Consider the following 14,203-nt stretch of genomic DNA (forward strand, 5'->3'; position numbering starts at 1 on the left):
GACGATAGCCCTGCGCGTCCGCGCCGGGTATCGTCACGATCCACCGAAGCATCGGTTCCGAATAACCCTCGGCGAGAACAACTTTCCTAAGTTCTCTTACGGAGAGGAGGTGGATCCGTTGCTGTACAGGGGAACGGTCCGAAGAGTTCGATGGATGTTGTTCGCCGCAGTGGGAGCAGGGGTGCTCATCGCGGCGACGACATACCGGCCCGTCTCGGTCGGCGGGGCCGACCCGACGGTCGCGTACGCCCGGTCGTCGCACTCCTCGGTCCCGGTGTGTGCGCCGCCGGACGGCGCGCCCATCCGGCGTCCGGGCGAGCTCGGCGACCATCCGGATCCACCGGATGCGATAGGAGGGGTGGCGAGCGGGCGGATCGGAGGCGTCTTCCACCCGTCCGCCACGGTTCACCTAATCGGACTGGACGTGTGCGAGCAGTACATCGACCGCAGCATCGTCACGACGAGCGACGGCTGGTTCCTGTTCACCGGGCTCATGCCGGGTCGCTACACGCTGCTGAGAGACGACGGAACGGTGCTCACCGAGATCGAGGTCTCCGCCGAGTCACCGGATCACTCCGGACTGGTGCTGGCTTCCGGCTAGGCCGTCAGCACGAGGAGGTATCCGCCGCCGGCCGACTCGATCCTGGTGTCGAACCGCATTCCCGGCTCGAGGCGCGACAAGCGGTCGAGGAGCCACTCCGAGGCGTCCTCCGCGTCCGACTTCTCGGGACACCGGGCAACGGCGACGCGACCACCCTTGCGCGTGAGCTGCTCGACGACGCCGATGATGGGCGCAGGGTCGACGACGAACAACCGGTCGGGCCACGGCACCACGGGTTTGACGGCACCTTTCTTGGTGTTGCAGGCGCGGTGCGCGAGTCGCTCGACTCCGCCCTTGCCCTTACCACCCTTCTTGGCGGTGTTGATGCTGTCGATACTGGGACCGCGCGGGTCGTTGACCGACATGTCGGGGTCCACGGGCTCGTCGCACAACCAGCAACGCCACGCCTCGCGTTCGCCGACTTCTCGAAGGGTGCTCATGGGGTCGAACGCTACCGTTCCGCCGAGCAGGAACATCTCGCGGCCGCGAGCAGAGGATGTGGGGCGGGCGGGGCTCGAACCCGCGACCAGCGGATTATGAGTCCGCGGCTCTAACCGACTGAGCTACCGCCCCGTCGCGACGACACGCGTCGCACAGTGCCGCACTCGTCGCACGGCGCGATCGAATGCTACCCGGACACAGCGGGCGACACTCTGCCGGGTGCGAAGTAACAGAGATCACATCCATGGATGTTCTGCCGCATCAGCAGACCCCCGGATGCACAGAATCCTCCCACCCGTGACGGGTGGGAGGATTCTGTAGGCGCTCCCCCGGCTGGACTCGAACCAGCAACCGTTCGATTAACAGTCGAATGCTCTGCCAATTGAGCTACAGGGGATTGTCCTGCGGTGCTCCGCGGTTTCCCCCGGTGCGTGAAAAACCATAGCGTCCCACCCGCCGCAGCACCAAATCGCCTGCTTGTGGGCATGCTGCGGGGTCATCGGGCAGGATGGGGACGACGCAGTCACGGGTGGAAGGACAACACATTGATGGGTTTGCTGGTCGGGGTCGCTGCGGGGTACGTGCTCGGCACCCGAGCGGGTCGCGCGAGGTACGAACAGCTCAGCAAGACGGCCAAGGCGGTGGCCGCGAGCCCCGTCACGAAGAAGGCGATCGAGGTGGGCCGGCAGAAGCTCGCCGATTCGCTCAGCCCTCAGCCCAAGCTCGAACCGATGAAGCCGATCGACGAGACGACCACGATCATGATTCCGCGGGACCAGTTGAAGAAGTAGACCGTCAGCCGGCCAGGCCGTCACCGATGGCCTGGTCGAGCAGGCTCCGCCTGTACTGTTCGAGCGCCATGAGGTCGCCGAGCAGGGCGTGGAACTCCTCGGACTCGGTGGCCGGGGAGATGCGCTGCAGTTTGGACTTCAGTTCGGCCACCTGCTCGCCGACCCAGACCTCCTGCAGTCGGGCCAGCACGCCACCGATGTAGCGCGGCAGCCGGTCCTCTTCGGTGGGGACGGGTTCGACGGCGAGTTCCATCACGAGCGAATGCGCGACGGGATCGGTCGCTGCCCTGCCCACGGCGTCGACCCATTCGGCTCCCCCGAGGCCCGCTGCGGTTCCGCCGGCGTCGGCGACGGCCCGCCGCACCGCCGCGTAGGCGGGGTCGGTGAAGGTCTCGGGCGGCAGGGAGTCGAAGACGGTCCCGGCGATGCCCGGATACTGCAGCGCAGCCTTCAGCGCGTCGCGCTGCGGCCACAGCGCGGGATCGTTCGGGCGGGGACGTCGCAAGGCCGAGGCGGGCTCCGCCGCGGCCGTCGCAGGCCGCGTCCTCGCTTCCGGTGCACGGACTCCCCGTCGCGCTTCCTCCTGCACGCGCCGTCGCACGGTGGGGATGTCGTCCCACCCCGTCCAGTGCGCGAGTTGCACCGCGTAGTTGTCGCGGATCGTGCGGTCCTTGATCCGGCCGACGACGGGGACACACCGGCGCAGGGCCTCCACACGACCTTCGACGGTGTCGAGATCGTGTTCGGCGAGAATCGATTTCACGACGAACTCGAACATCGGGGTGCGGCGGGCCACGAGGTCGCGCACCGCGCCGTCGCCCGACTGCTGCCGCAACTCACACGGATCCATACCCTTGGGGGCGATCGCGACGTAGGTCTTCGCGGCGGTCTTCTGATCGCCCCCGAACGCCTTCATCGCCGCCGCGCGACCGGCATCGTCGCCGTCGAAGGTGTAGATGATCTCCCCGCGGAAGAAGCTGTCGTCCATGAGCAGGCGGCGCAGCAGCGCGAGATGTTCGTCACCGAAGGCGGTGCCGCACGCGGCGACCGCGGTCTTCACACCGGCCAGGTGCATGGCCATGACATCGGTGTATCCCTCGACGATCACGGCCTGGTGCGACTTGGCGATCTCGCGCTTGGCGAGGTCGAGACCGAACAGTACCTGAGACTTCTTGTACAGCACCGTTTCCGGCGTGTTCATATACTTGGCGGTGATCTGGTCGTCGTCGTACAGACGGCGGGCACCGAAGCCGATGACGTCGCCCGCCAGATTGCGGATGGGCCACAGCAGACGACGGTGGAAACGGTCGATCGGACCGCGGCGTCCCTGCCGGGACAGTCCGGCGGCCTCGAGTTCCGAGAAATCGAACCCCTGGCCGAGGAGGTGCTTGGTGAGCGCGTCCCAACCGGCGGGTGCATAGCCGCAGCCGAACGTCTCGGCGGCCGCCTGGTCGAAGTTTCGTTCGGTCAGATACTCGCGGGCGGCCTGGGCGTCGGGCGTGCGCAATTGCTCGGCATAGAACTGCTGGGCGGCCGCGTTCGCCGCGACCAGCCGGGCACGAGTGCCCCGGTCGCGCTGGACGGAAGGACCGCCGCCCTCGTAGTTCAGCGTGTAGCCGACACGCTCGGCGAGCTGCTCGACGGCCTCGACGAAGCTGACGTGTTCGATCTTCTGCAGGAACGAGTAGACGTCGCCGCCCTCACCGCAACCGAAGCAGTGGTAGTGCCCGTGATTGGGCCGCACGTGGAAGGACGGGGACTTCTCGTCGTGGAAGGGACACAGGCCCTTGAGCGAGTCGGCGCCCCCGCGCTTGAGTGCGACGTACTCGCCGACGATGTCCTCGATGCGCACGCGGTCGCGAATGGCCGCGATGTCTCTGTCTGAAATACGGCCGGCCACGAGACGAGTCTAAGCCGCGGCGCAGACTGCCCGGCACGACGGTCGGGCACGACCGGCCGTCGCGTTCGCTCGAGTCCCGTCAGCCCCAGCTCGCCTGCGCGGCGAGGCTGTCCCGGTCGATCCGTTCGAGGCGCGACTCGGTGCACGACGCGATCTGATCGACCACGACCCGCACCTTCGCAGCGTCGTCGGGCGCGGCCTTCCAGGCGGCGACGAAGAACGGGTCGAGACCGACCGGAGCGGTGCGCAGCAACCACTCGGCGACGCGGTGGATGCGTTCGCGTTGCGATTCCTGGCGGCTGCGGTGGGCGCGGTCGGACATGACGAACTGCAGCGCCATGGTCTTGAGCAACGCGACCTCCGAGACCACGATCGGCGGGACCACGAGGTCGGCGTCGTATCGGGTCACGCGCCGGCCCTCCGTCGCCTCCCGGGTTCCGAGGATCGCCGCGTTGGCGAAGCGGCCCACCAGCTCGCTGGTCAGCTTCTTGAGCGCGACGGAGCAGGCGAGGGTGCCGTCGAAGGTGCCGACGGCGCGGACCACCGGCATGGAGGACAACCGCTTGGCCGCCTCGGTCAGCTCGGCCGGGTCGAGACCGGAGAACTCGCGCATGCCCACCTCGATGAGCCCGGAGACCTCGTCGGGATCGTCGAGCATCCGCAGGTCGATGCGACCGTCGATCACGCCGTCCTCGAGGTCGTGCACCGAGTACGCGACGTCGTCGGACCAGTCCATGATCTGCGCCTCGAGGCACTTGCGGCGCTCGGGTGCCCCTTCGCGGATCCAGTGGAGGACCTCGGCGTCGTCGTCGTACGAACCGAACTTCGCGCCCGGGCGCGGACGCGTCCACGGGTACTTGAGCGTCGCGTCGAGCGAGGCCCGGGTGAGGTTGAGGCCCGCGCTCGTGCCGTCGGGATAGAGGATCTTCGGTTCGAGGCAGGTGAGGATGCGCAAGTTCTGTGCGTTGCCCTCGAAGCCACCGCAGGACTCGGCGACCGCGTCGAGTGCCCGCTCGCCGTTGTGCCCGTAGGGCGGGTGCCCGATGTCGTGGGCGAGGCCGGCGAGGTCGACGAGATCGGGGTCGGCGCCGAGCCCTTCGGCGATGCTGCGGCCGATCTGCGCGACCTCCATCGAGTGGGTCAGGCGGGTGCGCGGGGTGTCGCCGTCGCGGGGGCCGACGACCTGTGTCTTGTCGGCCAGGCGGCGCAGGGCCGCACAGTGCTGCACGCGTGCACGGTCGCGTGCGAAGGCGGTCCGCTCGGACGCCGCTCCCTCGGACCCGGCGAGCGCCGAGGTCTTGCGCGGCTCGGCGACGCGCCGTTCGAGATCGTGTTCGCTGTAGCCCTGCATCACACTGCCTTCCGTCACCGAAGACCCTACGTTCCGCCTCACTGCTGCGCCGTGTACGGGAAATCGGCGGAGAAATGGGTGATCTGGTACCAGATCAATGCGCCGGTCTCGCGGGCGATGCCGTGCAGTTGCGACTCGCGGGTGAACACCGCCGGCCCCTGACGGGTGGGGGCGGTCCAGGCGTCGAGACCGGCGTCGCGCGCCATGGTCCGGGTGCGCAGCGAGTGCCACGGGTCGCTGACGAGCACGACCGACGACAGACCCAGATCCGACATCTCGTGGCTGACGGCCTCGACGCTGAGCAGCGTGTCCGAGCCCTCCTCGACTGCGACGATCGACTCGGCGGGCACCCCTCGTGAGACGAGATAGTTCTTGCCCGCCGCGGCCTCGGTGAACAGGTCGCCCTCCTGCTTGCCGCCGACGGTGACGATTCGCGGCGACACGCCCGCCTCGTAGAGCTTGAGGGCCTGCTCGAGGCGGGCCTCGAAGACCGACGAGGGTGTGCCCGAATACTGCGCGGCACCGAGCACGACGATGGCGTCGGCGGGGGTGCGGTCGTCGATCCGCGCGACCTGCCACACCCGCAGCGCCGTGCCGCCGACGACGAGGACGGCGGCGAGCAGCACCCCGACGATCAGTCGCCGGAGCCAGCGCGCGATGCGCGCGCCGACGCCGAGGTCGTCCCCGGTGTACGTCGCGGTGGTGCCGGTGCGGCGGGATGCGGTGCTCACCCCCTGATTCTGCCAGCGAACGCGAACACGTCGACCCGACGACGCGCCGACCCCGTCCTCGTCCCACAGCCACTAGATTCGATTCCATGGCACACGTATCGGCCGCACCGCTCCGGCGACCTGCAACACCGCTCCGGCGACCAGCACGGTCCGCGCTCGCATTCGTCCCCGCCCTGCTGGCAGTGGCCGCGTGGCTGCTCCTTCCCGCGGCGGCCTCCGCGGAGCCACCCTCGCGGCTCCCCCAGCCGATCACCGACACCGCGGGCGTGCTCGACGACGCCGACGTCGCACGGATCCAGGAAGCGACGAACACTCTGTACGACGAGCACGGTCTGCAGTTGTGGGTGACCTACGTGTCGAGCTTCGACGGACGCGACTACGACAGTTGGGCGCAGGCCACCGCGCAGGCGAGCAATTTCGGTCCCGACACCGCGCTGCTGGCGGTCGCGACCGACGACCGCGAGTTCGCGTTGTGGACACCGACGGGTTCGGAGATCTCCGAGAGCGAGCGTGACCGGATCAGCTCGTCCGACGTCGTGCCGGCCTTGCGCAACAGCGACTGGGCGGGTGCCGCCGTGGGCGCAGCCGACGGGTTGATCAACGCCCTCGCCCCGTCCGCCGCTCCGGTGACGACGTTGCTCGTCGGCGGCGGTGTCATCGCGGCCGGCGGTGCCGGTGTCTACGCCTACAACCGGCGGTCGAAGAAGAAGCGCGCCGAGGCCGGTGCCGCACAGGCCGCGCAGATCGATCCGGCCGACACGACCGCCCTGCGCGGTCTGCCGATCGAGGGTCTCGACCAGTACGCGCAGACCCTCCTGGTGGACACCGACAACGCGGTGCGGTCCAGTGCCGAAGCGCTCGAGCTCGCCCGGGGCGAGTTCGGGGACTCGGCGGTGGCTCCCTTCGACCGCGCGCACCGGCAGGCGCAGGTCGCGTTGGCGAACGCCTTCGAGATCCGTCAGCGCCTCGACGACGACATCCCCGAGACACCCGAACAGCAGCGCGACATGCTCGTGCAGCTCGTCTCCTCGTGTGGGCAGGCGAACCGCGAACTCGACGCGCAGGTCGAGGCGTTCGACAAGATGCGGAATCTGCTGCTCGACGCTCCGGCCCGTCTGGACGGGCTCACGCAGCGCGCGATCGCGCTGACGGCCCGCATCCCGGAGGCCGAGCGGACCCTCGGACAGTTGCACTCGGAGTTCCCCGCCGGTGCCCTGACCCCGGTGGTGGACAACGTCTCACTGGCGCAGGAGGAGATCTCGTTCGCGGAGAATGCGATCGATCAGGGTCGCACCGCAGTGGCGCGACCGGTCGGTGAGCAAGGCGACGCCGTGCGTGCGATCCGCGAGGCCGAACGCGCTCTGGGGCATGCCGCGACGCTGCTCGACGCGCTCGACCACGCGGCGGAGGACATCCGGCGCGCGATCGCGACGCTTCCCGCCGCGATGGAGGACGCCGAACAGGGTGTCGCCGACGCGAAGAAGCTCGTCGATGCGGGCGGTCCCGAATTCGTCGATGCCATGAAGGCCGTGCAAGATGCCCTCGAACACGCTCGGGCCGAGCAGCACACCGACCCGCTGGGCAGTTTCACGCGGGTCGTCGAGGCCGATGCGCGGCTCGACGAATTGCGTGCCCGGACGCGCGCGGCCAAGCAGCAGGCCGAGGAGATGCGGCGCCGACTCGAGCAGGACCTGAATGCAGCACAGGCGCAGGTCACCGCCGCGGCCGACTTCATCGGGACGCGCCGGGGCGTCGTGGGCGCCCAGGCACGCACCCGCCTGTCGGAGGCCCAGCGGCACCTGCAGGCCGCTCAGCAGGCCGCCGAGTCCGATCCGGCGGCCGCCGTCCAGTACGCGCGGTCCGCCGCGTCGCTGGCCGCACAGGCACTGCGCAGCGCCCAGAACGACGTGCAGCGTTGGAACAACCAGCACCGTCCGCCCCGCGGTGGTTCGTCGGGCGGTAACGTCGCCGGCGCCGTGCTCGGCGGCATCCTCATCAACAGCGTGCTCAACAGCGGCCGCGGGGGCGGCGGTTTCGGTGGGGGCGGTTTCGGTGGGGGCGGTTTCGGTGGCGGTGGTTTCGGCGGCGGCGGTTTCGGCGGATCGAGCGGCGGACGCTTCTAGAGCATGCGCCCGATCGCAGCACGCGCCCTGGGTGCCGGTCTCGGATCGGCCGTCCGGTTGTTCGATTCGGCCGCGTCGGCCGACGGAAAGCCGTTCTCCGAGCCCGACATCCTGCGTCCGCACGTCGACTCGCGTCGGTTCGGCTGGGTGCACTACGGGGTGATGATCCCGGATCTGCCCGAGCCGCACCGGTTCTTCTCGATGATGTCGTTGATCGGCGCCACCGGGTCGCTCGCCTTCGACAACGACCACGCGCTCGTGGCGCCGCCGCGCCGCAATGCCGCCGTGGTGGCCGGCACGGCGGCGTCCCATCCCGCACACTTCGGGAACTACGCCGTGGGCGACGATTTCGTGTCCTCCCCGGACGGGTCTCTGGTGAAGTTCGGGGACGATCTGACCCTGACCGGACGCTACCCACACTACGAACTCGTGGGACGGCTCGGAACGGTCGACATCGCGCTGACACTGACCAACACGGACACGGTCTCGTGGTTCTTCCGCAGCCCGCTCTACAAGCACTTCGGGTTGCTCACCGAATACGAGGGCACCTTCACCCACGACGGCCACAGCGTCACGGCCGAAGGTCTGTGTTCGTTCGAATACGGGGCGATGCCGAGCCTGTATCTGGTGCGGTCCACTCCCCTGCCCCCTGCGGCGAAGGCTCCGCTCGACCATTTCGTCTACCAGATCGTCGATCTCGACGCCGACACGCAGATCCTGTTGAGCCGCTATGCGATCGGTGCCCGGCCCTTCATGACGACGGCGATCCTGCGCACCCGCAGCGGCTACGGGACCCGTTTCCGGGACGTGGATTTCGAGATACTCGAGCTGCGTGGCGAACCCGAGCCGACTCCCTACGGCATCCCGATGCCGGTGCCGCGGCGGACCCGGTTCCTGGTGAGGGACACCACCGGTCGTCCCTGGCTGGATCTGGAAGGGGTCATGGACACCCCGTTCACCTATGGCCTGGGAACCGGATTCGTCACCGGTTTCGCATGGTCGGCGTTCTGGCGGGGCGAGGAGATCTCCGGCCGCGGGTATTTCGAGTACATCGATCGACGCTCGGCGACCTGAGCGCTACGGAGCACCCCCTCGATGCGGTGTCGTCGCGGTGGGCGCGGCTACGAAACGACAGATGCCCTCCGGTCCGTCGGAACCGGAGGGCATCTGCGTCGATCGGATCGGTCAGCAGCCGATCAGGCGCTGCGCGAGGTAGCCCTCGACCTGGTCGAGGCTCACACGCTCCTGCGCCATGGTGTCGCGCTCACGAATCGTGACGGCCTGGTCCTCGAGAGTGTCGAAGTCGACCGTGATGCAGAACGGGGTGCCGATCTCGTCCTGGCGACGGTAGCGGCGGCCGATGGCGCCGGCGTCGTCGAACTCGATGTTCCAGTTCTGGCGCAGCTTCGCGGCGAGGTCCTTGGCCTTCGGGCTCAGGTCTGCGTTGCGGCTGAGCGGCAGCACGGCGGCCTTGACCGGCGCGAGGCGACGGTCGAGACGCAGCACGGTGCGCTTGTCGACACCACCCTTGGCGTTGGGCGCCTCGTCCTCGGTGTAGGCGTCCACGAGGAAGGCCATGAGCGAACGGGTCAGGCCGGCCGCCGGCTCGATGACGTACGGCGTGTAGCGCTCGTTGGTGGCCTGATCGAAGAAGCTCAGGTCGGTGCCGGAGTGCTTCGAGTGCGTCGACAGGTCGAAGTCGGTGCGGTTCGCGACGCCCTCGAGCTCACCCCACTCGCTGCCCTGGAAGTGGAAGCGGTACTCGATGTCGACGGTGCGCTTCGAGTAGTGCGACAGCTTTTCGAGCGGGTGCTCGTAGAGGCGCAGGTTGTCCTTATTGATGCCCAGATCGGTGTACCAGTTCATCCGGTAGTCGATCCAGTACTGGTGCCACTGCTCGTCCTCGCCGGGCTTGACGAAGAACTCCATCTCCATCTGCTCGAACTCGCGGGTGCGGAAGATGAAGTTGCCGGGCGTGATCTCGTTGCGGAAGCTCTTGCCGATCTGGCCGATGCCGAAGGGCGGCTTCTTGCGCGAGGTGGTGAGTACGTTCGCGAAGTTCACGAAGATGCCCTGCGCCGTCTCGGGGCGCAGGTAGTGCAGGCCTTCCTCGCTCTCGATCGGGCCGAGGTAGGTCTTGAGCATCATGTTGAAGTCGCGGGGCTCGGTCCACTGGCCCTTGGTGCCGCAGTCCGGGCAGACGATCTCGGTCATCGGCACGGCATCGGGGTCGTCGAGCTTGTGCTTCTCGGCGTAGGCCTCCTGCAGGTGGTCCTGCCGGTGACGCCTGTGACAGCTCAGGCACTCGACGAGCGGGTCGTTGAACACACCGACGTGGCCGGAGGCGACCCAGACCTGACGCGGCAGGATCACCGACGAGTCGAGGCCGACGACGTCCTCGCGGCTGGTGACCATGTTGCGCCACCACTGCTTCTTGATGTTGTCCTTGAGCTCCACGCCGAGCGGCCCGTAATCCCAGGCGGACCTGGTGCCGCCGTAGATCTCACCGCAGGGATAGACCAGGCCCCGGCGCTTGGCGAGGTTGGCGACGGTATCGATCTTGGATTTGGGTGCCACTCGGTTTCTCCATCTTCGATGCGGGTTTTCGCAGCATGCGTCGATCTGTAAGCCTATCGCTCCTCGTTCGCAGGTCGAATTCGCGCCGGTTGACATGCACAACCGTGCATATCAAAATGGAATCGATTTGCAATAAGCCCGCCGACCGGCGGCTGTCCCCGCCCCGAGGAGCCCCGTGAGCATCGACGCCGATCCACGTGAGTGCAGCACGGGCGAGCGCGCCCGCGGACCGACCGGGAGCGACGCCCTGTCGTCCCCGGTCGACGTCTCCCCCGGCACCCTCGTCGCGGCCGGTGAGCTGCTGCGCGCGCTGTCGGCGCCCGTCCGCATCTCGATCGTGCTCGAACTGCGCGAGTCGGCCCGCTGCGTGCACGAGCTCGTCGGAGCCCTCGGCGTCACCCAGCCGCTCATCAGCCAGCATCTCCGCGTGCTCAAGACCGCCGGCGTCGTGCGCGGAGAACGCTCGGGACGCGAAGTGCTCTACCACCTGGCCGACGACCACCTCGCCCGCATCGTCGTCGACGCCGTCGCTCACGCCCAGGAAGGACGATCGCAGTGACCTCCGCCCGCAAACCTCTCGTGGGGGTCCGCTCGACCCGTCAACGCAGCGCCATCGTCGACCTGCTCGACAACACCGAGGAGTTCCGGTCCGCCCAGGACCTGCACGACGAGCTGCGCAAGCGCGGCGAGGGCATCGGCCTGACCACCGTCTACCGCACCCTGCAGTCGCTCGCCGAGGTCGGCAGCGTCGACGTGCTGCGCACCGACAGCGGTGAGTCACTGTTCCGGCGGTGCTCGTCCGGGCACCACCACCATCTCGTGTGCCGCCACTGCGGCTTCACGGTCGAGGTGGACGGCCCGGAGGTCGAACGCTGGTCGCACGAGGTGGCCGAGTCGAACGGCTTCGTCGACGTCAGCCACACCGTGGAGATCTTCGGCAACTGCCGCGACTGCGCCCTCGCTCAGGGCTGAACAGGCAGGTCGCGGCAGTCGCCATCAACCGCGGCCGTAGGCCGCAGAGTCGCCATCAACCGCGGCTGTCAGCCGCAGTCGCAGTCCTCACAGCCGCAGCCGTCGACGAGCAGGTTCTCTTCGTCGTCCTCGGCCTCACCGTCGAAGACCGACGCTTCGCCGCCGAGACGCTGCGCCAGCGCTCGTGCCTGTTCGACGACCGGCACGAGCGATGCGACGGCACGCACGAGGTGGATCGGGACGAGCGGCGACGCCGCGACCCGCAGCTCGACGGTGACGCGGTCCTTGTCGAGGACGAACTTGACCTCGGGGAACTCCACCTGCAGGTCGCCGAGTACCTCGGCGGCACGGGTGCGGCCCGTGATGCCCTCGACCAGGTAGGTGGTGAGCAGCACGAAGCCGCTCTCGGCGTCGACGGTCGCGTAGGTGAGCACGTCGTCGATCCAGATCGGGATCTCGCCGTCCTCGTCGGGCTCGGGAGCCTCCTCGAGGATCTCGGACAGCGTCTCCACCACGGCGGCACGCAGCGCGTCGTCGTCCTCGGTGGGGATCGCGACGGCGTGCGCTCCGTCGGCGGCGACGACCTCCTCGGTGGTGGTCTCGGCGTCGATATCGGTCGTGGTCACGAATTCTCCTCGGGGTCGGGGGTGCCGGCAACGGCGCCGCGCGCATCGGCGGCACCGTCGAGCACGAGCAGCAACATGGTGGTCAGCGCGGTGTCGTCGAGACCCGTCGCGGGGAACGAGTACCGCAGCACGACGTCGGCGTCGGTCTCGCGCTCGATGAGGTGGACCGATCCGAACTGCAGGGCGTCGGCGGCGGTCGCGACGCGACCGCGCACGGCGTCGTCGAGCGGAAGATCCCACGCGAGCACTCCGGTGACGGAGACCACGTCGAGTCCTTCGGTGAGCGTGACGACCTGCAGCGCGAAGGGCACGGCGCCGTAGTCGAATCCGAACGAGCCGTCGCCGTCGGCGGCGGACGACGGAGTGCGGACGTCGACGAAGGGCGTCAGCGCGCCCGCGATCCGTTCGCGCAGCGACGTCACTTCACACCACCGAACCGCCGGTCGCGCGAGGCGTATTCGACGCATGCCGCCCACAGATCGCGACGGTCGAAATCGGGGAACATCGTGTCCTGGAAGACGAGTTCGGCGTAGGCCGACTGCCACAACAGGAAATTCGAGGTGCGCTGCTCGCCCGAGGGCCGCAGGAACAGGTCGACATCGGGCATCTCGGGCTCGTCGAGATACCGCGCGATGGTCGACTCGGTGATGCGTTCGGGGTCGAGTTCCCCTGCGGCGACACGGCGGGCGATCTCCCGTGCGGCGTCGGCGATCTCGGCGCGACCACCGTAGTTGACGCACATCGTGAGGGTCATGACGTCGTTGTCCTTCGTCAGTTCCTCGGCGATCTCGAGTTCCTTGATCACGCTGCGCCACAGGCGGGGACGGCGACCGGCCCACCGGACCCGCACACCCATCTCGTGCATCTCGTCGCGGCGGCGCCGGATCACGTCGCGGTTGAAGCCCATGAGGAAACGGACCTCGTCGGGGCTGCGCTTCCAGTTCTCGGTGGAGAAGGCGTAGGCGGAGAGCCACTTGACGCCCATCTCGATGCATCCGCACACCGTGTCCATCAGCACGGCTTCGCCGCGTTCGTGGCCGGCGGTGCGCGGCAGGCCGCGCTCCTGCGCCCAGCGACCGTTGCCGTCCATCACGAGCGCCACGTGCTGCGGGATCAGCTCGGGTTGCAGTACGGGAGGTCGCGCGCCCGACGGATGCGGATCGGGCGGCCGGATCACCCGCTCAGGCGATGGGGGCGTGGTACGTCGTCGAATCACGGTCCCCATCCTGCCGGACACCCCGGGTGACGTCATCAACCCGGTTCCCCGTCGCAGGTTCGGTACGACCGCGCTCGACGAGAGGCAGCGAGCGCAGTTGCCGTTCGAGATGCCACTGCAGGTGCGCGGCGACGAGGCCGCTGGCCTGGCGGCGCACCGCCGTATCGGCGGCCTCGGTGTCGGCCCAGCGTCCGTGGTTGAGCGCGTCGAGCAGCGCCAACACGCCCGGTGCCGGGGTGGCCGCCCCGGGCGGACGGCAGTGCACGCACACCGCCCCACCGGCGGCGACGTGGAAAGCGGTGTGCGGCCCGGGACGGTCGCAGCGCGCGCAGTGGGTGATCGCCGGTGCCCATCCCGCGTAGGCCATGGCCCGCAGAAGATAGGCGTCGAGTACGAGTTCGGGCGGCCTGGTGCGGTCGCACACCGCGCGGAGAGCGCCGACGGTGAGCGCGTGCAGGCGCGGCACGGGCGCGCGTTCCTCCCCGGCGAGACGTTCGGCGGTCTCGAGGATCGCGCACGCGGTGGTGTAGCGGGGGTAGTCGTCGACGATGCCCACCGCGAAGGCGTCGAGGGTCTGCACCTGGGTGATGACGTCGAGACTGCGGCCCGGGTGGAGCTGGACGTCGATGTGGGCGAACGGTTCGAGCCGTGCGCCGAACTTCGAGCGCGTCCGGCGCACGCCCTTCGCGACGGCCCGCACGAGCCCGTGCCGGCGCGTCAGCAGGGTGACGATGCGGTCGGCCTCGCCCAGCTTGTGCTGGCGCAGCACCACCGCGTTGTCCCGATAAAGCCTCACTCCCCGAGTCTGTCATGTCGCGGTGACACCGGACGACCGGCGAAGGGACTCGACACCAAGAACTGGAACGCGTTACTG

15 protein-coding genes and 2 tRNA genes are annotated in these 14,203 nt (G+C 68.7%); 6 read left to right on the forward strand and 11 right to left on the reverse strand.

All coding sequences use genetic code 11. The annotated features are described in order from the left end of the window. Positions 1–154 precede the first annotated feature (154 nt). Entirely contained in the window at positions 155–601 is a 447-nt protein-coding gene (locus U9J23_RS14985) for a hypothetical protein (RefSeq protein WP_085468422.1), read from the forward strand. On the opposite strand, the gene U9J23_RS14990 is transcribed toward U9J23_RS14985, so the two are convergent. The 3 genes from U9J23_RS14990 to U9J23_RS15000 form a co-directional block, all read right to left on the reverse strand. Further along, positions 598–978: a hypothetical protein gene (locus U9J23_RS14990; RefSeq protein WP_080968136.1), complete on the reverse strand. Its 381-nt coding sequence runs from the start codon at positions 976–978 to the stop codon at positions 598–600. The genes U9J23_RS14985 and U9J23_RS14990 overlap by 4 nt on opposite strands. 122 nt (positions 979–1,100) lie before the next feature. Further along, positions 1,101–1,174: transfer RNA gene (locus tag U9J23_RS14995), tRNA-Ile, on the reverse strand. Positions 1,175–1,366: 192 nt separating this feature from the next. Continuing rightward, positions 1,367–1,439, reverse strand: a tRNA-Asn gene (locus U9J23_RS15000). Positions 1,440–1,587: 148 nt separating this feature from the next. Here U9J23_RS15000 and U9J23_RS15005 point away from each other — a divergent pair. Then, the gene (locus tag U9J23_RS15005) at positions 1,588–1,833 is read left to right on the forward strand and encodes a hypothetical protein (RefSeq protein WP_059380852.1); all 246 of its coding nucleotides are present in this window, start codon (positions 1,588–1,590) and stop codon (positions 1,831–1,833) included. Between the two features lie 4 nt (positions 1,834–1,837). On the opposite strand, the gene dnaG is transcribed toward U9J23_RS15005, so the two are convergent. The 3 genes from dnaG to U9J23_RS15020 all read right to left on the reverse strand — a co-directional run bounded on the left by dnaG (position 1,838) and on the right by U9J23_RS15020 (position 5,815). Next, a complete protein-coding gene (dnaG, locus tag U9J23_RS15010; RefSeq protein WP_085468423.1) occupies positions 1,838–3,733 on the reverse strand; it encodes a DNA primase in 1,896 nt (631 codons plus the stop codon). Positions 3,734–3,812: 79 nt separating this feature from the next. Then, positions 3,813–5,084: a deoxyguanosinetriphosphate triphosphohydrolase gene (locus U9J23_RS15015; RefSeq protein WP_059380850.1), complete on the reverse strand. Its 1,272-nt coding sequence runs from the start codon at positions 5,082–5,084 to the stop codon at positions 3,813–3,815. Positions 5,085–5,122: 38 nt separating this feature from the next. Next, positions 5,123–5,815, reverse strand: a complete 693-nt coding sequence (locus tag U9J23_RS15020) for a YdcF family protein (protein WP_085468424.1) — start codon at positions 5,813–5,815, stop codon at positions 5,123–5,125. An 86-nt stretch (positions 5,816–5,901) separates the two neighbouring features. Here U9J23_RS15020 and U9J23_RS15025 point away from each other — a divergent pair, with 86 nt between their 5' ends. Beyond that, positions 5,902–7,938 (forward strand): TPM domain-containing protein, encoded by a 2,037-nt coding sequence (locus U9J23_RS15025; protein ID WP_272267287.1) that lies wholly within the window; start codon positions 5,902–5,904, stop codon positions 7,936–7,938. Positions 7,939–7,941: 3 nt separating this feature from the next. After that, the gene (locus tag U9J23_RS15030; RefSeq protein WP_230823474.1) at positions 7,942–9,012 is read left to right on the forward strand and encodes a DUF6670 family protein; all 1,071 of its coding nucleotides are present in this window, start codon (positions 7,942–7,944) and stop codon (positions 9,010–9,012) included. Positions 9,013–9,123: 111 nt separating this feature from the next. Here U9J23_RS15030 and U9J23_RS15035 read toward each other — a convergent pair whose 3' ends face one another. Further along, positions 9,124–10,515, reverse strand: coding sequence for a glycine--tRNA ligase (locus tag U9J23_RS15035; RefSeq protein WP_059380846.1), 1,392 nt, complete (start codon positions 10,513–10,515; stop codon positions 9,124–9,126). Positions 10,516–10,690: 175 nt separating this feature from the next. Here U9J23_RS15035 and U9J23_RS15040 point away from each other — a divergent pair, with 175 nt between their 5' ends. Continuing rightward, entirely contained in the window at positions 10,691–11,074 is a 384-nt protein-coding gene (locus U9J23_RS15040) for an ArsR/SmtB family transcription factor (protein WP_085468427.1), read from the forward strand. Then, positions 11,071–11,487, forward strand: a complete 417-nt coding sequence (locus tag U9J23_RS15045) for a Fur family transcriptional regulator (protein WP_016691347.1) — start codon at positions 11,071–11,073, stop codon at positions 11,485–11,487. Before U9J23_RS15040 ends, U9J23_RS15045 begins: the two co-directional genes overlap by 4 nt. A 68-nt stretch (positions 11,488–11,555) precedes the next feature. On the opposite strand, the gene U9J23_RS15050 is transcribed toward U9J23_RS15045, so the two are convergent. From U9J23_RS15050 to recO, 4 genes are read right to left on the reverse strand one after another with little or no spacing between them, the layout of a single operon-like run. Beyond that, on the reverse strand, positions 11,556–12,113 hold the full coding sequence (locus U9J23_RS15050) for a T3SS (YopN, CesT) and YbjN peptide-binding chaperone 1 (RefSeq protein ID WP_059380844.1): 558 nt from the start codon (positions 12,111–12,113) through the stop codon (positions 11,556–11,558). After that, complete coding sequence (locus U9J23_RS15055) at positions 12,110–12,535, reverse strand: hypothetical protein (protein ID WP_085468428.1); 426 nt, start codon at positions 12,533–12,535, stop codon at positions 12,110–12,112. The genes U9J23_RS15050 and U9J23_RS15055 overlap by 4 nt, the downstream gene beginning before the upstream one ends. Continuing rightward, positions 12,532–13,338 carry an isoprenyl transferase gene (locus U9J23_RS15060; protein ID WP_059380842.1) on the reverse strand — a complete coding sequence of 269 codons (807 nt, stop codon included), beginning with the start codon at positions 13,336–13,338 and terminating at the stop codon, positions 12,532–12,534. The genes U9J23_RS15055 and U9J23_RS15060 overlap by 4 nt, the downstream gene beginning before the upstream one ends. Next, the gene (recO, locus tag U9J23_RS15065; RefSeq protein ID WP_080968129.1) at positions 13,295–14,125 is read right to left on the reverse strand and encodes a DNA repair protein RecO; all 831 of its coding nucleotides are present in this window, start codon (positions 14,123–14,125) and stop codon (positions 13,295–13,297) included. Before recO ends, U9J23_RS15060 begins: the two co-directional genes overlap by 44 nt. Positions 14,126–14,203: the final 78 nt, after the last annotated feature.

The sequence above is a fragment of the Rhodococcus sp. PD04 genome (genome assembly GCF_035918275.1).
GTDB classification, from domain to species: domain Bacteria; phylum Actinomycetota; class Actinomycetes; order Mycobacteriales; family Mycobacteriaceae; genus Rhodococcus; species Rhodococcus rhodochrous.

Coding starts and splice junctions, on each gene's coding strand:
- U9J23_RS14985 (WP_085468422.1), top strand. CDS start 155: ATGTTGTTCGCCGCAGTGGGAGCAGGGGTGCTCATCGCGGCGACGACA.
- U9J23_RS15025 (WP_272267287.1), top strand. CDS start 5,902: ATGGCACACGTATCGGCCGCACCGCTCCGGCGACCTGCAACACCGCTC.
- U9J23_RS15030 (WP_230823474.1), top strand. CDS start 7,942: ATGCGCCCGATCGCAGCACGCGCCCTGGGTGCCGGTCTCGGATCGGCC.
- U9J23_RS15015 (WP_059380850.1), bottom strand. CDS start 5,084: ATGCAGGGCTACAGCGAACACGATCTCGAACGGCGCGTCGCCGAGCCG.
- U9J23_RS15060 (WP_059380842.1), bottom strand. CDS start 13,338: ATGGGGACCGTGATTCGACGACGTACCACGCCCCCATCGCCTGAGCGG.